General features: G+C 63.2%; 17 protein-coding genes and 1 riboswitch. Of the genes, 5 read left to right on the forward strand and 12 right to left on the reverse strand.

Annotated features, from left to right (window positions below):
* Positions 1 to 41: 41 nt before the first annotated feature.
* Positions 42 to 1,052: a bile acid:sodium symporter family protein gene (locus ABH922_RS15460; RefSeq protein WP_424809688.1), complete on the forward strand. Its 1,011-nt coding sequence runs from the start codon at positions 42 to 44 to the stop codon at positions 1,050 to 1,052.
* A 4-nt stretch (positions 1,053 to 1,056) separates the two neighbouring features.
* On the opposite strand, the gene ABH922_RS15465 is transcribed toward ABH922_RS15460, so the two are convergent.
* Positions 1,057 to 1,665, reverse strand: coding sequence for a pentapeptide repeat-containing protein (locus ABH922_RS15465; RefSeq protein WP_424807756.1), 609 nt, complete (start codon positions 1,663 to 1,665; stop codon positions 1,057 to 1,059).
* A gap of 88 nt (positions 1,666 to 1,753) precedes the next feature.
* Positions 1,754 to 2,410, reverse strand: a complete 657-nt coding sequence (locus ABH922_RS15470; protein ID WP_424807757.1) for an excalibur calcium-binding domain-containing protein — start codon at positions 2,408 to 2,410, stop codon at positions 1,754 to 1,756.
* A gap of 96 nt (positions 2,411 to 2,506) precedes the next feature.
* Here ABH922_RS15470 and ABH922_RS15475 point away from each other — a divergent pair, with 96 nt between their 5' ends.
* Positions 2,507 to 2,971: a tRNA (cytidine(34)-2'-O)-methyltransferase gene (locus ABH922_RS15475; protein ID WP_424809689.1), complete on the forward strand. Its 465-nt coding sequence runs from the start codon at positions 2,507 to 2,509 to the stop codon at positions 2,969 to 2,971.
* Positions 2,972 to 2,976: 5 nt separating this feature from the next.
* On the opposite strand, the gene ABH922_RS15480 is transcribed toward ABH922_RS15475, so the two are convergent.
* Positions 2,977 to 3,888: a LysR family transcriptional regulator gene (locus ABH922_RS15480; RefSeq protein WP_424807758.1), complete on the reverse strand. Its 912-nt coding sequence runs from the start codon at positions 3,886 to 3,888 to the stop codon at positions 2,977 to 2,979.
* A gap of 89 nt (positions 3,889 to 3,977) precedes the next feature.
* Here ABH922_RS15480 and ABH922_RS15485 point away from each other — a divergent pair, with 89 nt between their 5' ends.
* A complete protein-coding gene (locus ABH922_RS15485) occupies positions 3,978 to 5,063 on the forward strand; it encodes a TDT family transporter (RefSeq protein WP_424807759.1) in 1,086 nt (361 codons plus the stop codon).
* A gap of 21 nt (positions 5,064 to 5,084) precedes the next feature.
* On the opposite strand, the gene ABH922_RS15490 is transcribed toward ABH922_RS15485, so the two are convergent.
* Together ABH922_RS15490 and ABH922_RS15495 are read right to left on the reverse strand one after the other, a co-directional pair.
* Positions 5,085 to 5,819, reverse strand: coding sequence for an MBL fold metallo-hydrolase (locus ABH922_RS15490; protein ID WP_424807760.1), 735 nt, complete (start codon positions 5,817 to 5,819; stop codon positions 5,085 to 5,087).
* Positions 5,820 to 5,894: 75 nt separating this feature from the next.
* Entirely contained in the window at positions 5,895 to 6,212 is a 318-nt protein-coding gene (locus tag ABH922_RS15495; RefSeq protein WP_424807761.1) for a rhodanese-like domain-containing protein, read from the reverse strand.
* A 168-nt stretch (positions 6,213 to 6,380) separates the two neighbouring features.
* On the opposite strand from ABH922_RS15495, the gene ABH922_RS15500 reads away from it, so the two are divergent.
* The gene (locus ABH922_RS15500; protein ID WP_424807762.1) at positions 6,381 to 7,289 is read left to right on the forward strand and encodes an alpha/beta hydrolase; all 909 of its coding nucleotides are present in this window, start codon (positions 6,381 to 6,383) and stop codon (positions 7,287 to 7,289) included.
* Here ABH922_RS15500 and ABH922_RS15505 read toward each other — a convergent pair.
* The 3 genes from ABH922_RS15505 to ABH922_RS15515 form a co-directional block, all read right to left on the reverse strand.
* Positions 7,286 to 7,639, reverse strand: a complete 354-nt coding sequence (locus ABH922_RS15505) for a hypothetical protein (RefSeq protein ID WP_424807763.1) — start codon at positions 7,637 to 7,639, stop codon at positions 7,286 to 7,288. The genes ABH922_RS15500 and ABH922_RS15505 overlap by 4 nt on opposite strands.
* Positions 7,640 to 7,825: 186 nt before the next feature.
* The gene (locus ABH922_RS15510; protein ID WP_424807764.1) at positions 7,826 to 11,113 is read right to left on the reverse strand and encodes an error-prone DNA polymerase; all 3,288 of its coding nucleotides are present in this window, start codon (positions 11,111 to 11,113) and stop codon (positions 7,826 to 7,828) included.
* A 169-nt stretch (positions 11,114 to 11,282) separates the two neighbouring features.
* The gene (locus ABH922_RS15515; RefSeq protein ID WP_424807765.1) at positions 11,283 to 11,798 is read right to left on the reverse strand and encodes a CGNR zinc finger domain-containing protein; all 516 of its coding nucleotides are present in this window, start codon (positions 11,796 to 11,798) and stop codon (positions 11,283 to 11,285) included.
* A gap of 562 nt (positions 11,799 to 12,360) precedes the next feature.
* Here ABH922_RS15515 and phoA point away from each other — a divergent pair.
* Positions 12,361 to 13,890 (forward strand): alkaline phosphatase, encoded by a 1,530-nt coding sequence (gene phoA / locus ABH922_RS15520; RefSeq protein WP_424807766.1) that lies wholly within the window; start codon positions 12,361 to 12,363, stop codon positions 13,888 to 13,890.
* A 10-nt stretch (positions 13,891 to 13,900) separates the two neighbouring features.
* Here the strand turns inward: phoA and ABH922_RS15525 are convergent, their stop codons facing one another.
* Genes ABH922_RS15525 through ABH922_RS15540 form a run of 4 tightly spaced genes read right to left on the reverse strand, consistent with a single transcriptional unit; the run spans position 13,901 to position 17,467 of the window.
* Positions 13,901 to 14,668: a (2Fe-2S)-binding protein gene (locus ABH922_RS15525; RefSeq protein WP_424807767.1), complete on the reverse strand. Its 768-nt coding sequence runs from the start codon at positions 14,666 to 14,668 to the stop codon at positions 13,901 to 13,903.
* On the reverse strand, positions 14,665 to 15,438 hold the full coding sequence (locus tag ABH922_RS15530) for an ABC transporter ATP-binding protein (RefSeq protein ID WP_424807768.1): 774 nt from the start codon (positions 15,436 to 15,438) through the stop codon (positions 14,665 to 14,667). The genes ABH922_RS15525 and ABH922_RS15530 overlap by 4 nt, the downstream gene beginning before the upstream one ends.
* Complete coding sequence (locus tag ABH922_RS15535; RefSeq protein ID WP_424807769.1) at positions 15,435 to 16,472, reverse strand: FecCD family ABC transporter permease; 1,038 nt, start codon at positions 16,470 to 16,472, stop codon at positions 15,435 to 15,437. The genes ABH922_RS15530 and ABH922_RS15535 overlap by 4 nt, the downstream gene beginning before the upstream one ends.
* Positions 16,472 to 17,467, reverse strand: coding sequence for an ABC transporter substrate-binding protein (locus ABH922_RS15540; RefSeq protein WP_424807770.1), 996 nt, complete (start codon positions 17,465 to 17,467; stop codon positions 16,472 to 16,474). The genes ABH922_RS15535 and ABH922_RS15540 overlap by 1 nt, the downstream gene beginning before the upstream one ends.
* Positions 17,468 to 17,585: 118 nt before the next feature.
* Positions 17,586 to 17,756, reverse strand: a riboswitch (cobalamin riboswitch).
* Positions 17,757 to 17,780: the final 24 nt, after the last annotated feature.

The following is a 17,780-nucleotide window of genomic DNA, read 5'->3' on the forward strand; positions in this document are numbered from 1 at the left end:
TCGCCTTTTCCAATGACTAAAGCGTGGTTACCGTTGCATTCGTGAAGTTTCTCGGCAAGTTCTACATCGACGGTTTCATGATCGCGATGCTGACAACGGTTGCCCTGGCGTCGATGTTTCCGGCCTCCGGATCCGCAACCGAGGTGTTGTCGTGGGTGACGAAGGCGGCGATCGCCCTGCTGTTCCTTCTCTACGGTGCCAGGCTGTCCCCCGCTCAAGCGTGGCAGGGCCTCAAGCACTGGAGACTGCATTCGCTCATCCTCGCCGTAACCTTCGTGCTGTTCCCACTCCTCGGGCTCGCCGCGCGAATTCTGGTACCGAGCGTGCTCTCCGACGAGCTGTACACCGGGCTCCTGTTCCTGTGCCTGGTGCCGTCAACCGTTCAGTCGTCGATTGCCTTCACCTCGGTAGCTCGCGGAAACATCGCCGGCGCCGTGGTCAGTGCATCGTTCTCCAACATCGTCGGTGTGTTCGTGACACCGCTGCTGGTCGTCCTGTTGGTCACCACCACCGGCGACGTCCACGTCGACGCAACATCCGTCCTCGTGATCCTGGCGCAACTCCTCGTGCCCTTCGGGGTCGGGCAGCTACTGCGGCCACTGGTCAGCGGTTGGCTCGAACGCCATGCGCGGCCCACCAAACTGGTCGACCGCGGCTCGATCCTGCTGGTCGTCTACTCCGCCTTCAGCGAGGGCATGAACGAAAAGATCTGGACTGCCGTCGAACCCCTGCAGATAGTGTCCTTGGCGCTGGTGTGCGCGGGGCTGCTCGCCATCGTCCTGGGACTCACCACACTGATCGGCAAGATGATGCACCTACCCGTCGAAGATCGAATAGTCGTCCTGTTCTGCGGATCCAAGAAGAGTCTGGCGTCCGGACTGCCGATGGCAGCAGTGTTGTTCAGCGGCAGTCAAGTCAGCCTGGTCGTGTTGCCCCTCATGTTCTTCCACCAGATCCAACTGATCGTCTGCGCAGTGCTCGCGCAACGATTCGCCAGACGACCTGACGCGGCCTCTGCCGTCGACGCGAAAGCTGCCGCCGTCACCGCCTGAGCGGTTATTTCATGTCGACGATCACCCCGTGCGCCGACGCGTAGGAAACGGCCTGCATCAATTCGATCCGGGCTCCGGCCAGCGATGCCGACGTCCACAGGCTCGGGTCGATGCGGGCCCCGCGCAGGTCGGCACCGTCGAGTCGGAGCCCGCCGGTTCGGGCGCCGGACAGATCAGCCGCGGACAGGTCGGCCTCACGCATGTCCGCGCGCACGAGATTCGCTTCCCGGAACCGGCAGCCGGTGAAGTCGATCTTGCGAAGATCGGCACCACCCAACGAAGTGAGCGAAAAATCCACCTCGTCGAACACCGCCGGCCGGATACGACATCCGTCGAACGTCGACCCCATCAGGGAACAGTTCCGGAAAGTACTGTGCCACAGAGTTGTCCGAGTGAAGTTGCACGAGCGAAAGGCCGTTCCCGTATGCAGGGACTCCCCCAGGTCGGTGCCGGTGAAATCACAGTCGGTGAACACCACCGACTCCGTGGCGATGCCACTGAGATCTGCATCGCGAAAATTGCAACGGGTGAACGTGCGTTTGTGCCACTTTTGGCCGGGCAACCGCGCGTCGGAGTAATCTTCGCCGACGACGTCGGTTTCTTCGGGAGACATGACCACCATCGTGCCTCGAGCTCCCGACATCGCTCGCCACCGAGCAGACGCAGCTCCCTCACGTGGACTCACATCTCGATGGGCGGCCCTACTCGCAGGCGACGCCGTCCCCATCGCGATCCAAGTTGCTCGAATATCCCGGGTCTCCTCGATAGAGCGGCGCAGCGCCCGCAGCCCGAGCGTCCGCACAACTCGAATATTTCACAACCGGATTGGGTACGTGCACAGTCGGCGGCACGTATTCGGTCGTGGGAACGGGCGGTGGGGGCGTGTACGCAGGCGGCGCGACATGTGGCGTCGTCACTTCCACCTGTGGAACCAATGGCACCACTGCAACAGTGGTAGTGGTCGTCGGGGGCGGCTCCTGCGTAGTAGTGGTCGTCGTGACAGCCGTTGTAGTAGTGACAGCGGTGGTGGTGACAGTGGTGGAACTCGTCGTGGTGGTCGTGGTCGCGGCCGCCGACGAGGACATCACGGGCGTCGTCGATTCCTCGAACTTGTCCGGGGTGTTCACAACTCCGAGAACCACCAGACCCGCTACTACCGCACCGGTGATCCAGGGCCACTTCCGTCTCTTCCGGGACGACGGGTCGCCGGCACCTGACGGCGAACCGTGCTCACCGAGACCAGTTGTAGGTGCATCGGATCCTCGCGGCCGGGTCTGAGCAGTCCATTGCGTACCGTCCCAGTACCGATCGATGGTCGGATCGACGGGATCTGGATTCCATCCTGCGGGAGGGTTCATGCCATGTCCGTTCACTAAGGGGTCGACATGAAATTCGCCACGACCGACCGGTTTGTTACACAAGCCGTCGTCCTCACGCGCGGTAAGGTTCTACCGGTGTTCCGAGTGATGTTCCATGAGCCCCGTATCCCACCGAACACCGGTAATGCGATCCGTATGGTCGCAGGCACCGGTTGCGAGCTACATCTGGTGAAACCACTGGGATTCGATCTGTCCGAACCCAAGCTCAAGCGGGCCGGGCTCGACTACCACGATCTGGCAACAGTGACGGTGCACGAGAACCTCGACGCGGCATGGGCGGCCGTCACTCCGGCGCGCGTGTTCGCCTTCACGGCGCACGCCACGACGTCGTACGCCGACATCGCCTATCAACCCGGCGACGTCCTGTTGTTCGGACCGGAACCGACCGGCTTGTCCGAGGAGGTACTCGCGGACGAGCATGTCACCGAACGTGTCCGTATCCCGATGCTGCCGGGCCGGCGCTCGCTGAATCTGTCCAACGCCGCGGCATTGGTGACGTACGAAGCCTGGCGTCAGCACGGTTTCGAGGGAGCGGTCTGAGTCCGTCAGTAATTCTGCACTGCGGCATTGGATCCGAGAGCGATGTCGAGGAAGTCCCGTGCCGCGCCATGTAATCCGCGATCCGGGTCCCAGACCGCCTGCAGCCGGCGCGGCATCTGCAAACCTTCGACGGGTACGGCTTTCAGTCGGCCGTCGGTCAGATCTGCGGCGACGGCCAACGACGACAGCACGGCCGGCGCATTGCCTGCAACCACTGCTGCCTTGACGGCCGTCGCCGACGTCAGTTCGAGGAGCGGCGGAACACAGTCCGGCACTGCGTTTTCGAGCGTCAGACGGGTGCCCGATCCCGATTCTCGCTGGATGAGTGGCGTCCGCGCCAACTCCTCGATCGGTACTGCGCCCCCGCTCGCCCAGGGATGGCCAGGCGGCACCACGACCACCAGATGGTCACGGGCCACCTCGCAACAGGCCAGCGACGAGGGCACGTCGGGGCCTTCGACGAAACCGATGTCGGCGGTGCCCGCTTGCACCTGGGCCGAGACGTCCGACGAGTTGTGCAGGCTGACCGAGGCGATGACCTTGGGGAACTTGTGTCGCATCGCCACTGTCCACCCCGGCACCAGATACTCGGCGATGGTCATGCTGGCAGCCACCGTCACTGCCGCGTCCCGTTCGCCCCGCAGAGCGGCCACGCCGGACGCCATCTCTTCGGCGGTGACGAGGATGTGGCTTGCCCATTCGAGGATCAACCCACCTTCGGCTGTGGGACGCACGCCGGTGGCTGCCCGGTCGAAGACCTTGATCCCGAGTTGGCGCTCCACCGACCGCACGCGAGCGCTGACCGCCTGCTGGCTGAGCCCGTGTTCGCGCCCGGCTGCACCCATGCTTCCCAGCCGCCCCACCGTCAGGAGGACGTCGAGGGCACTGAGTTCAGGTACCCGAGGAGACAGCGACATGCGTTCAGATTAGACCCACAATCACAGATTGTGGGCATTCAAGGACAAGGCGTCTACCGGTGCCGATGCCCGCAGACGACTGTGGACGTATGTCCACCGCGCCGCAGTCCCCCTTCGCTCACATCACCCCGAACTGGTTCGCGGTCGCCATGGGAACGGGAATCGTCTCGGTGGCAGCGGGATCTCTCGAGTCCGAACTGACGCAGTTGAAAGTGGTTGCAGAGGTCTTCTGGCTTCTGGGTGTGACGGTTCTTCTCTGTCTGGTCTCCGCGTTTTCCGCGCACTGGTCGAAGCACCGCGTTCAGGCCCTGACCTACCTTCGCACTCCCGCGATGTTTCCGTTCTACGGCGCCGTGGCCATGGCGTTTCTGACCGTGGGCTCGGCCACCGGAATCACCGGCCCCACCTTCCTCGGGACAGACGTCGCGATCGCGGTGTCGACGACGCTGTGGACAGCCGGTACCGCACTGGGCCTGATCACCTACGCCGTGATGGTGCAGCGCCTGCTACGGCACGGCGGCGCGGCGGCGGCGATGCCCTTCTGGCTCTTGCCCGTCGTGCCACCGATGGTGTCCGCCAGTACCGGCGCAGCGGTATACGCCCATCTCGGTGACGGCGTCACCCGAACGGCGATGCTGACGTTCTGCTACGCGTTGTTCGCCCTGGCACTGATAGCCGCAGTCGGCATCCTCGTCGCGGTATTGCGACAGTTCGCCCGCAACCGCGCCGCCGGCGGTGCGATGATCCCGCGCAATGCCATTCCGACACTGTGGATTCCGCTGGGGGTCATCGGACAGTCCGTCGCAGCGTCGAATCTGCTTGCCGCCGCAGCACACCACACCATGAGCGATCCTCACGCGGAGGTATTGCGCAGCTTCGGGATCGTGTACGGATCGGTCGTCGGCAGCATCGGCGCCGTGGCCTTCGTCGCCGTCACCGTCGTCACCGTCGCGGCACTTCGTGGCGGACTGGACTTCTCGCTCGGCTGGTGGAGTTTCACCTTTCCGATCGGCGCCTGCGCAGTAGGTGCCGGCGCCTTCGCCGCTGCCACCGATTCCCTCCTGATCGAGATCGTCGCAGTTGCGCTGCTGTCCGTGCTGATTCCCGTCTGGGCTACCGTCGCCGTCCGGACGGTGGCGTCGATTCGGTCCGGCGCGTTGCCTGCGGCAGCCTGACAGTGCCGAACACCGAGTGCCTCAACTCCGTTCGGGCACATCCGCGAAAGGATCGGTTGCCGCAGCAATCCTTGCTCCGGCATCGACGAGGACGGCTTCGCCGTGGCCGAAACCGGCAATCTGCGCCCCGGTTCCGACCAGCTTCGCAAGTGAGAGTTTCGCAGTCACCCGATCGGTGTCGAAGACACCCAGGATCACCTCGCCGTTGAACTCCGCCACCGCATCCCCGGTCAGTAGTGCATCGGCGTCGGGCAGGTAGAGGGCAATACTTCCCGGCGTGTGTCCGGGCACCGAGACGACGCGGGCCCCGCCCGCGAAGTCCAGCACGTCACCCTCACGCACCTCACGATCCACTCGGCACGCGGGGCCGTGCGGCGGTTCGGCACTCTCCGCGTGAATGGTGCGTTCGAGAACGGTCAACGACGGAAGCGGCCCCCTCCGCTCCCCGGAGACGAACGCCGAATCATCCGCTCCCGCAACCACCTCGACTCTCGACCAGGTCGTGATCTCGGCAGCCGAACCCGCGTGGTCTTCGTGAAAATGGGTGAGCACGATCCTCACCACATCGGCACGACGACGATCGAGTGCGGCCAGCGCTCGCTCGATCAGCGCCGCACTGTCCGGCCATCCGGTGTCGATCAACGTCACCCCGTCTGATCCCAGCCAGAGATAACTGTTGAGCAGATGAGCCGGCCCCTCGGGAATCCGGAGCTGATAGAGCGAGGAGGCAAGTTCGACCAGGCCTGGTTCGGTCATACGGCGATCCTGAGCGCCTGACAGCGCCACACCCCGCCGATTTCACTCAGGCCGAACGGACCCACTCGCCTCTGATCAGGACTGGACCGGCCCGGTGTCGACCTTGCGGCCGGACTGGAACCAGCCCATCGTTCCCCCGGCGACCGAAACAGCATTGATACCGCGCGCCTGCAGGTACTCCGCCGCCTGCAGGCTACGGCCACCCACGGCACAGATCACGTAGACAGTCTCGGCGTCAGGAATCTCGTTCACCCGAGAGACGAATTCGCTGAGCGGAACAAGCACTGCACCGGGGACCCGAACCTGCTCGAACTCGTCGGTCTCACGTACGTCGATCAGCGGCTCACCAGCAGCCAGAGCCGCATCCAGTGCATTCAAGTCGACTTCCAACATGTGGTCCTACGCCCGCCTTCGTTTCACTTCTCTTCCGACACTGACGTAGACGGTACGCGCGTCCACGACTCCCAGGCCGAGCGAGGTGATCTTGATCGTCCCGCTCAGGAGCCGGCGCGTGATACCTGAGTGAGATGCCAGACGAGTCCGTGCGAGAGAATCAAGCACATGACTTCGCACTCGGCCTTCTCTCGTGCTGCCGGCGTCGCGTGCGCGCTTGCGCTCAGCGGATTACTCGGCACACAAGCCACCGCATCTGTGCCGGATACGTCAACCACCTTCACCACCTCGGCCGAGACGACGGCATCCGAACGTGTCTCCGACATCTACAGCGCCGCCGGCCCCGAAGAGGTGACTTCACTGGCCGTACCCGGATTTCAACTGTTCTTCCCCACGAACCTGGGCGGTGACGGAATTCGGCACCCGTTGGTGACGTTCGGCAACGGTAGTTTTGCAACCTTCGAAGAATACGACGCACTGTTACACCACTTGGCCTCGTGGGGATTCGTCGTGGCGGTGGCAGACAGCAGCGTCACCGGCGACGGCACCGAGATCGCCGCCGCAGCGCAATATCTGGTAGATCGGAATACCGATCCTCAGAGCATCTTTCACGATTCTCTCGATACCGAGCATGTCGCATCGGTCGGACATTCACAGGGTGCCGGTGGTGCAATCAATGCCGCTACCCAATCGTCACTGATCACCTCGACCGCCGCGCTGGATCTACCTGATCCGCTCTGGGCCTCGAGGCCCGTCGACGTAGTGGACGTGACCCGGTTGACCGGACCGATGTTCTTCATGACCGGCGCCGACGATCCGGTGTCCACCGCATCTGCACAAGCCCGGTACTTCGACAGCACGCCGGTTTCGGCGGTGCGCGGCCGACTCCTCGGTGTCGGCCACAACTGGGCAAGCGACGGAGAAGGATTCCGCGGATACCTCACCGCATGGCTGATGTACACCCTACGTTCCGACTCCGTCGCGGCCGGCGCGTTCGTCGGCGAGTCACCGCAGCTCCTCACCGACGAACACTGGGACGGTGTCGCAATCAAGGATGCCCGGGGTGGAACGGGCTAACCGCGATCGGCCGTCGGGATGTAGAAGAGCAGTTCCGGCCCGGTCTCGCCGGTAGTGGAAATTGCCGCAGACATGTCGAGGGTGCCGTCACCCAACGCCGCGCCGAGCGCCTGCGCCGTGGCCGCGAGGTCCACGGTGTCAATCTGGTAGATGCTCAGGTATCGGCGTGCCGGAAGGGCCTCGGCCGGCAACAACTGCGCGTCGGCAAGCAGGTAGCGAGACGCCGAGACCACACCGGGCACACGCTCGACGACCTGCGGAATATGCACTTCGTCGTACCACCGGTTGAACTCTTCTTCCGAAGCAAGATCGGTGGGGTCGACGTGGGCGACGAGAATTGCGGTGCTCATGAAGTTTCTCTCCAAATGGACATGGAATTGGACTGCACACTGCTGCAATCGAATTCGAATACGCGATGACAGAAGGAGTAGGTCACGCCGATCACTCCCGAAAATCAACCCTAGGAAGTTGCTGTGACCTGCGCCATATGCTTGGAGGTCAGACTTACGCGCGGCATTTGGCCTTTGAGCACAATCTCACCGGAAATCACGCGATCGTGACGAGACACGCAGATCCATCAACTGCATGTGATCCGCCACCACCGTCACCGCGCCTTCCGCGTTCTGGACTTTGCCTCGAATCAGCAAGGCCGGGGCTGTATTCGCCAGTGTGCGGTACTTCGCCCACAGTCCCACCGAGCAGACCACGTTGACCATTCCCGTCTCGTCCTCGAGGTTCACGAACGTGACACCGCCCGCCGTGGCCGGGCGCTGCCGGTGCGTCACAGCTCCTCCGACCAGCACCCGATCGCCGTCCCGGACGTCGAGCAGCTCCGACGCCGGTACCACTCCCAGCGCGTCGAGTTGCGGACGAAGGAACTGAGTCGGATAGGTATCCGGTGACACGCCGGTAGCCCAGACGTCTGCCGCCGCCAATTCCACGTCGCTCATTCCGGGTAGCGCGGGTGCGGTGACCGACGCCCCGACACCGGGCAGACGATCCGGCCGCTCGGCAGCTGCGGCCCCCGCCGCCCACAAGGCCTCGCGTCGCGAGATGCCGAAACTCGACAGCGCGCCTGCAGTTGCCAATGATTCGGCTTGCGCTGTGGAAAGTTCGACGCGAGCAGTCAGATCCAGAAAGGAGGTGAAGATACCGCCGGTGGTACGCGCCTCGACGATCGCCTGGGCCAGGGCATCGCCGATGTGGCGTACCTCCCCCAGACCCAGCCGAACCTCGAGGCCTTCGGCTTCGACGGTGGCATGGGCGAGGCTGATGTTGACATCCGCCCCGCGAACCCGGACACCGTGCCTGCGTGCATCGGCGACCAGAGACTGCGGCGAGTAGAAGCCCATGGGTTGCGCCCGCAGAAGACCAGCGCAGAACGCGGCCGGATGATGCAGTTTGAACCACGACGAGTAGAAGACCAGAGCGGCGAAACTCTGCGAGTGGCTCTCGGGGAAGCCGAAATTGGCAAACGCGTAGAGTTTTTCGTAGATGCGGTCGGCTACGGCGTCCTCGATTCCGTGCAGTTCCCGCATCCCTCGATACAGGCGGCCGCGTAGTTGCTCCATTTTCTCGGTGGATCGTTTCGATCCCATCGCCCGACGCAGCTGATCGGCTTCCGATGGAGTGAACCCGGCGACGTCGACGGCCATCTGCATCAACTGTTCCTGGAACAGCGGCACACCGTACGTTCGCTCGAGCGCCTTCTTCAGCGACGGATGATCGTAGACAGTCGGCTCGAGTTCGTTTCGGCGACGGATATACGGATGCACGGACCCGCCTTGGATCGGACCGGGCCGGATGAGCGCCACTTCGACGACGAGGTCGTAGAACTTCCTAGGTTTGAGTCGCGGCAAGGTGGCCATCTGAGCACGCGATTCCACCTGGAACACACCTACCGAGTCACCACGTTGCAGCATCTCGTACACCGCCGTTTCCGACAGGTCGAGTTGCGCCAGATCGACGGTGAGCCCTTTGTGCTCGGCGACGAGGTCCATCATGTAGTGCAGTGCCGAAAGCATTCCCAGCCCGAGCAGATCGAATTTGACCAACCCGGCGGCAGCGCAGTCGTCCTTGTCCCATTGCAAGACGCTGCGATTAGCCATCCGCGCCCACTCCACCGGACAGACGTCTGCAATCGGCCGATCGCAGATGACCATGCCGCCCGAGTGGATACCCAGATGCCGCGGAAGTCCTTCGACTTCTGCCGCCAACTCGAGTACCGGCCGCGGAATATCGGTCTCGATCGATCTGTCGATGGCACCCCACCTACCGATCTGCTTGCTCCACGCATCCTGCTGACCTTGCGAAAAGCCCAGCGCCCGAGCCATGTCCCGCACCGACGACCTACCACGGTAAGTGATGACGTTGGCCACCTGCGCGGCGTATCGACGCCCGTACTTGGTGTACACGTGCTGGATGGCCTCTTCGCGGCGATCAGATTCGATGTCCACGTCGATGTCAGGTGGACCGTCTCGTTCCGGCGCCAGGAATCGCTCGAACAACAAATTGTTACGGATCGGGTCCACATTGGTGATGCCTATCGCATAACACACTGCCGAGTTGGCGGCGGAACCCCTTCCCTGACAGAGTATGTCGTTGTTCTTGCAGAACGAGACGATGTCATGCACCACCAGGAAGTAGCCGGGAAAAGTCAACGCGGTGATGACGGCGAGTTCGTGCTCTATCTGCCGGTAGGCATCCGGGGCATGTTCCGGCGATCCGTAGCGCTCGCGGGCGCCTGCCATGGTGAGCTCACGTAGCCACGATGCTTCGGTATGCCCGTCTGGGACGTCGAACGGCGGTAGCTTCGGAGCGATGAGTGTGAGATCGAATGCGCACTCTCGCCCTAATTCTGCTGCACTGCTGACTGATTCAGGATAAAGCGAGAACAACTGCGCCATCTCGGCACCCGACCGTAGATGCGCCCCGCCCGTGGGCTCGAGCCAACCAGCCGACTCGTCCAAGCTGCGTCGTGATCGCACCGCTGCCATCGCCATCGCAAGGCGTCGACGTGGTGGCGCCGCGAAATGCGCAGCGGTGGTGGCCACTGTGCGCACTCCGTGATCGCGGGCCAACCCTGCCAGTACCGCGTTGCGCTCGTCGTCGTCGGCCGTACCGTGATGCGTCAACTCCACCGACACCCGCTCGGCCCCGAAACGCTCGATCAGGTCCACCAATGCCTCCGCCGCCGCATCACGGCCACCCGCCCTCAATGCCTGCCGCACATGCCCTTTCCGACATCCGGTGAGTATCTGCCAATACCCGCCCGCAGCTTCGGTCAACGCATCGAAGTTGTACTGCAGCTTCCCTTTCTCGCCGCCCGCCAGATGTGCGGCCGCCATCGCGCGGGAGAGCCGGCGATAGCCTTCCTGCCCGCGGGCAAGCACCAGCAGGTGGGTTCCACCAGGATCTGCCACTCCGGTTCTGGTTGCCGAGTCCAGAGACAACTCGGCCCCGAACACCGTACGCATCCCCCATTCGCGGGCCGCCTCGGCAAACCGCACCACTCCGTAGAACCCGTCGTGATCGGTGATCGCAACGGCCTCGAGACCGAGACGAACAGCTTCTTCCACCAGCTCTTCCGGCGACGACGCCCCGTCGAGAAAACTGAACGCCGAGTGCGCGTGCAACTCTGCATAGGGAACGTCACCGGAGCCTCTGGCGAGTGAACCGGCGCGATACTCCTCGCGTTTGCGTGACCAGGCCGGACTGTCGCCGCCGTCACCCGGATACAGATCTTCGTGTGCCACCCGGCCCGGTCTGCCCGACAACACTCGTTCCATCTCGGACCACGTCGGTGGCCCCTCTCCCCAACCCATACTTACCTCGCACCTGTTCGAGCCGGAAATTCGAGGATGCCGAGAGGGAAGACGCATCACCTGATCGAACTGATGTTCGATCAGGTGAGTCTGGCAGGTACCGCCGCCGCAGTCAATCCACTCGAACAAGGCCGCCCGACATGCTCACGACCACCTGCCACGACAACCGTCAACCTCGGGCTCGATGCCTGCGCACGGCGTCGCGGTTGGCGCACGCCGGCGAGCAGTACCGCTGATTGCCGTTGCGCGAGACGTCGGCAAAGATGTTGACGCATTCCTCGAGAGCACATCGGCCGAGCCGATGCATTCCGCGACCGACGAGGTGCAGCGCGGTCCCCACCGAGAACAGCGCCTTGAGGACTTCCGCCAAGGACTGATGCGGATCTCGATAGTGCAGATGCCAACCGTCACCCGCGTGATCCGTCATGCGCGGATATGCAGATGCCTGTTCGAGCATGACGTTCACGAGCTTCGCTCTGGCATCGTTGTCGGTGACATCGACTATCGCAGACCACTCCGCCAAAAGTGCGATCGTTTCGTCGAGATCCTTTTCCGAGACGGGAAAGTCGAGGACTATCCCGGCATCGACACATCGTTGAACCAATTCGGTCAGAGTCTCAGGATGACGATTGGCCAGGTCAGCAGCCAATGTCACCGCATATTCTCCGTAAGGGTTGAGATGCATAATGCCATTACATCATCCTGGTCGAGTGAAGAAAACAGAGCACCCGTCCATCAGTTGCCTCCATCGCTGGGAAGTCGAATCCCGGCACCGCACGAGCGAAGGAACGATCACCTACCTTCGTTGCCACTGCGGGTCGTGGCAGACCATGCTCACCGGAGATGCCCGACACCCGGAACCGGTGGGGCATGTGCCTCGGTGACCGCATCGCTTGCGGCACAAACCTTTCCGCCGAACGGTACTGCAGAAGCACTGCGCAGGTACCCTCGCACGGAAAACCCTACTCACCCAGGACTGTTCGAAAGCCACGAGTCGGAGCATCGTCCGCACGGACATCGACCCAACGCCGACAAAAACGTCGGCAGCGAACGCGACCCGACCCCTGCTGTGCGCCTTTGTCAACCACGGGCGGTTGACAAAGGCGCACAGCAGACCCAAACCCTCACCACCCCGTCACATAGTTACATACGAATGTCTGCACTCCGTTCACCTGAGCACCACACGATGAGTCCCGAAGTAAAACCCGAAGTAAACACAGTCAAACATTCTCAGGAGTGCTACTCGTATGTCGTTCTCGCGCAACACCCGCCGGCTGACAGCTGTCGCCGGCGCCGTCGCCATTCTCGCTGCAGCGGGCTGCAGCAGTTCTGCTGACAGTTCAGATTCCGTCGGCACCACGATCGACCGCGCCGCGACGGGCGAACTGACGTCCAACGGTGGCGCTCGCCGCATCGACGGCGACCAGTCCGCCGCAGTACGCGACGCCGTCGGTGCGTCCAGCGCGAAGAACGTCATCCTGCTGATCGGCGACGGAATGGGCGACTCCGAGATCACCGCCGCCCGCAATTACGCCGAAGGCGCTGCCGGCAACTTTGCCGGCCTCGATGCATTGCCGATCACCGGCCAGTACACGCACTATGCGCTGACCAAGGACGGAAAGCCCGACTACGTCACCGACTCGGCCGCCAGCGGAACCGCCTGGGCCACCGGCACCAAGTCGTACAACGGTGCCATCTCGGTGAACATCAAGGGCCAGGCTCAGGCCACTATTCTCGAGATCGCCAAGGCGAACGGAAAGGCCACCGGCAACGTCTCCACCGCCGAAGTTCAGGATGCGACTCCGGCCGTCCTGGTCTCCCATGTCAGTGGCCGCAAGTGCTACGGTCCCGAAGCCACCACGAAATCGTGCCCGGAGAACGCCCTCGAAAACGGCGGCAAGGGCTCGATCAGCGAACAACTCCTCGACACCCGGGCCGACGTGACGTTCGCCGGCGGAGCCAAGTCCTTCGGCGAAACCGCGAAAGCCGGTGAATGGCAGGGCCAGACGCTCAACGAGCAGGCCAAGGCTCGCGGCTACCAGTTGGTGGGTAATGCCGCCGAGATGAACTCGATCAGCAAGGCCGATCAAGATGCGCCGGTACTCGGTCTGTTCTCCGACGGCAACATGCCGGTTCGGTGGGAAGGCTCCGTCGCCACTCGTGACGGCTATCTGCAGCCGGCCGAGAAGTGCGTCGACAACCCCAAGCGCACCGCTGACGTCCCCAAGCTCGCGGACATGACGCAGAAAGCGATCGACCTGCTCGCGACCAATGACAACGGCTTCTTCCTGCAGGTCGAGGGGGCGTCCATCGACAAGCAGGACCACGCCGCGAACGCCTGCGGTCAGATCGGTGAAACCGTCGACCTGGACGAGGCCGTGCAGAAGGCCCTCGAATTCGCCAAGGCCGACGGCAACACCCTCGTCGTCGTCACCGCCGACCATGCGCACACCAGCCAGATCGTCACCAACATGAGCAGCGACGACATCGCGGGCATCGCGAAGGCCCAGAACATCCCGGTCGAGCGCGCGCAGGACATCGTCTACCCGGGTCTCACGCGTAAGTTGACCACCAAGGACGGCGCCGAGATGACGATCAGCTACGGAACGTCCGAGGATCCGAACGTCGAGTCCGAAGGGCACACCGGTAGCCAGTTGCGCATCGCAGCTTACGGTCCGCGGGCAGCAAACGTCAGCGGTCTCACGGATCAGACCGATCTGTTCTTCACCATGTCCGATGCGCTGGGGCTCGATCGCTCCAAGGTCTCGGTGAACTGATCGAAGACTCTCACACCAGAGTTGCCAAGGCGCGCACCCGATCTTCGGGTGCGCGTTTCGGGCAACTCGTACACTTACCCGAGCCCGGCACCTCGTAGATGAGGCAACACGAGGCACGTTGCGTGAATCGCCGGAGTCCGGGCCGTACCGCCGCCAACGGATTGCGCACTTTGTCCGCGACGCCCTGCCGACTGACATCGACGAACCGGGGCCGGGGCATCGGGGCGCCGCCGCCACGCAGCACCTCGACCAGGGCCGCAGCGCAGGCACTTCCGCGCTCGCTCTCGGTACCCGCCGCGTCGAGACCGCGGTTGGCAGTCGAATCGGTAGTGATGGCCCACAACGCCCGAGGCGTTACCCCTGACACCTGCGAAAGCGTGTCGATCACCGGGGTCAGGGCATCGAGCAAAGCGTAGCCGAGTCGATCCAGACTCGCCGTAACCGGGAGAAGACCGCCGGCTGCGAATCCACCGAGATAACCGTTGTCGCGCAGGAAAATCCGTCCGCGCACCAGTGAGGGATCGGCGGCACTTCCGGTAACCAGACCGGTACCGACCGGTATGCCTGTGAGCGTGGAACTGGCCGAGTACCACCACAGGGTTCCGTTCACTCGAAGGTCCGCACTCCCCCATCGCCGCCCGGTATCGGCCACCCTCGCGGCCATCCATTCCGGATCCGTCATCACCTCGGCGGACACGGTATCCGGGTAAGCGTTCAAGTTATCGAACAACGGCACCGCCGCCACCAAGCGCGAGTACACATCTGCCACCGTAGTCATGCGAGCCCCGACACCTCCATCCGCAGGCTTCGCCCGCCTCGGTCGACGCGGGCCCTGATGCCGAAGACTTCCGCCAACAACGATTCGTCCAACACCTCGACAGTAGGCCCACAGGCTCGCACGTCACCATCGGTGAGGACGGCCAACCGGTCACAGTATTCGACGGCAAGGCGCAGATCATGCATCGTGACGACGATCGCCAGACCTTGGGCGGACAGTACGGTGAGCAACTCCATGACGATCAGTTGATGACGTAGGTCCAGGTGGTTGGTCGGCTCGTCCAAGAGCAGAATCCTCGGCTCCTGCGCCAAGGCACGGGCAATCGAGACCCGCTGACGCTCGCCTCCGGAGAGAGTGGCCACGTCCCGCCCGGCCAGGTCTGTCAGACCCACTTGCTCGATACACCGGTCCACGATCTGGCCGTCATGATCGGTGGTGCGATCCAACCAGCCGCGGTGCGGCGTTCGTCCCAACGTCACCGATTCACGCACGGAGAGCCCACCCGAGACTGCCGGTTCCTGCACGCTGGCCGCGATCGTCCGAGCGATGTCCTTTCGGGACAGAGTCGTCGAGTCGACCTGCTCGATCAACACTGCACCACCGGACGGTGTCAGGGCGTTGTAACAGCAGCGAAGTGCTGTGGTCTTACCACTGCCGTTGGGTCCGACCAGGCCGAGCACTTCTCCGGCCGCAACGTCGAACGTGATGCCGTGCAACACTTCACGACTACCCAGGCGAGCTCGGGCGTCGACGAGTTCGAGTGGTTTCACTGCTCCAGCCTCCGATACTGTCGGTAAAGCATCCAGACGAAGATCGGCGCACCGACCAGCGCGGTGACCACACCCACCGGCACCTCGGTCGACTGGGCGACCGACCGCGACGCAGTATCGGCAGCCACCATTGCCACCGCCCCTAACAGCGCCGCTGCCGGAAGCAGTCGGATCGCCCTGGTACCCACCATGAATCCCGCAAGGTGCGGAATCAGCAACCCGATGAATCCGATACCACCGGCAACACTGACAGCGGCTCCGGCAAGTACGGACACTGCCAGCAACGACAGCACCCGAAAACGGCGCACGTTCATACCGAGAGCCGCAGCGCCGTCGTCACCGGTCTGCAGCACGTCCATCCATTTGGCACTGAGCAACAGGGCAATACCGATCACCAGCAGGGTCAGCGTCGGAAACGTCAGTGTCGACCAGCGGGCGTCACCGAATCCACCCGCCAGCCAGTGCATCAGGCCGGTGATATGACGCTCGTCTGCCACGACGAGCATGACGAAGGTGATGAGGGCCGAAAATATCTGCCCCAGCGCCACACCCACCAAGATGATCGCCGTCGGCTGTGGATATCGGCCGCCGATGAGCAAGGCGAGGAAGAGCGGAATCATGGCGCCGACGAAAGCGGCCACCGGAATGGTGAAAACACCGAGTACACCTGATCCGATACCGAGAACGCTGACCAGCACAACCATGAACCCGGCGCCGGACGAGACACCGAGGAGGTACGGATCGGCCAGGGGATTTCGGGTGACGGCCTGCGCCACGGCGCCTGCCATGGCCAATGACGCGCCGACCACCGCGGCGGTGAGCGCGCGGGGCAGGCGGGAGTCGATCACAATCGACTCCCGCGCCGGTGTCCACCAGGTCTCGAAACTTCCCGGGAGCATGCGCGAGCCGACTATGGCCCACACGTCGCCGACCGGAATACGTACCGAGCCGAACGAGACTGCCAATCCCATCACCACAGCCAGAGCTACGGCAAGCCCCAGCAGTAGCGCCGAGTACCCGGACCGGGTGCGCATCACGGTGTCGTGACCACGCCCGGATGCAGCGCCGCTGCAATGGTTTGAGCCGACCGCACCAGACGGGGGCTCTCGAAGAAGTCGGAGAGCGGGACAACCACGAACCGATTCTGTTGAACGGCCGGAGTGGTAGCCATGACCGGGTGCGACTTGAGGAAATCGATCTTCTGCTCGGCGGACTCGTCGCCGTAGTCGAGGACGACTACCGCCTGCGGAGCGCGTTCACCGACAACTTCCCACGTGGTCTTGACGTATGGCCGCTCACCTTCGGAATAGATGTTCGATGCCCCGGCGTAGTCGCCTACCAACTGACCGACACCGACTCCACCGATCGTCGTCGGCACGTCCTTGCCGCCGTCGTAGAAGAAGGTCGGCACGACCGGGGTGTCGGCAACAGCAGCCTTCACCGCGTCAAGTCCGCCGACAACCTGCTCGGTTACCGCAGCAGCACCTTCCTCGACACCGAGAACTCGGCCCAACTGCGAGTAATCGTTCTCGAGCATCGAGATGTCCGGAAATCCCTTACCGCAATATTCGGAGAACAGAAAGGTATTGATTCCCCGCTCCGCGAACAGCTCTCGGGACCGGCCTTCCTTCTCTTGGAAGGCACTGCTCATGCCGCCCACGATCAGATCCGGGTCCAGATCGAGTATCTGTTCTGCAGTGGGGTACTCCTTGGCCAGGTTGGTGATCTTGGCGAACTGTTCTGCGGTTTCCGGCGTGGGAGTGGCATTGCCGTAACCCATTCCGACGATCCGATCCCCGACGCCCATCTCTATGAGTACCTCGGTGACGTGGTTGTTCATGGTGACGATGCGCTGTGGAGGTGCGTCGAAGGTTTCTTCACGATCACAGTTGGTGATCGTGACTGGTTGCGCGAAGGATTCGGTGGATGCCGAGTCCTGGGCCGCATCGCCCTTCGAACAACCGGCAGCGACGAGAGCGACCGCGAACAACGACACTGCGGCGCGAACTGGGGTGAATTTCGGTGACACGAGGACCTCGAAAGGGGGCTCAGAGCCACGAAGGAGAACCCGGCGAACTCTCGGGCCCACATACCGTCACGGGCCAGAGCTCCCGCTGGACTTCCGTTTCGTAGACCACGACGAATGGGATGTCGCACACCACCCGGCGGGTAATCGGGCTCGTCCGCACCCGGCGAATACCGAGTGCCGACCTACCGTTGCGGGTCAGCGCCGGATTCGGACCGGCTTCCCCCACACGCGTGGCTTGCAAGTGCTTGAAAGCAGTATGCACGACGCTTCCGGAAGAAGACCAAACGACCACTACAGTCGACCTCGAACCGAA

The sequence above is a fragment of the Rhodococcus sp. 27YEA15 genome, from assembly GCF_049739425.1.
GTDB lineage: Bacteria > Actinomycetota > Actinomycetes > Mycobacteriales > Mycobacteriaceae > Rhodococcus_F.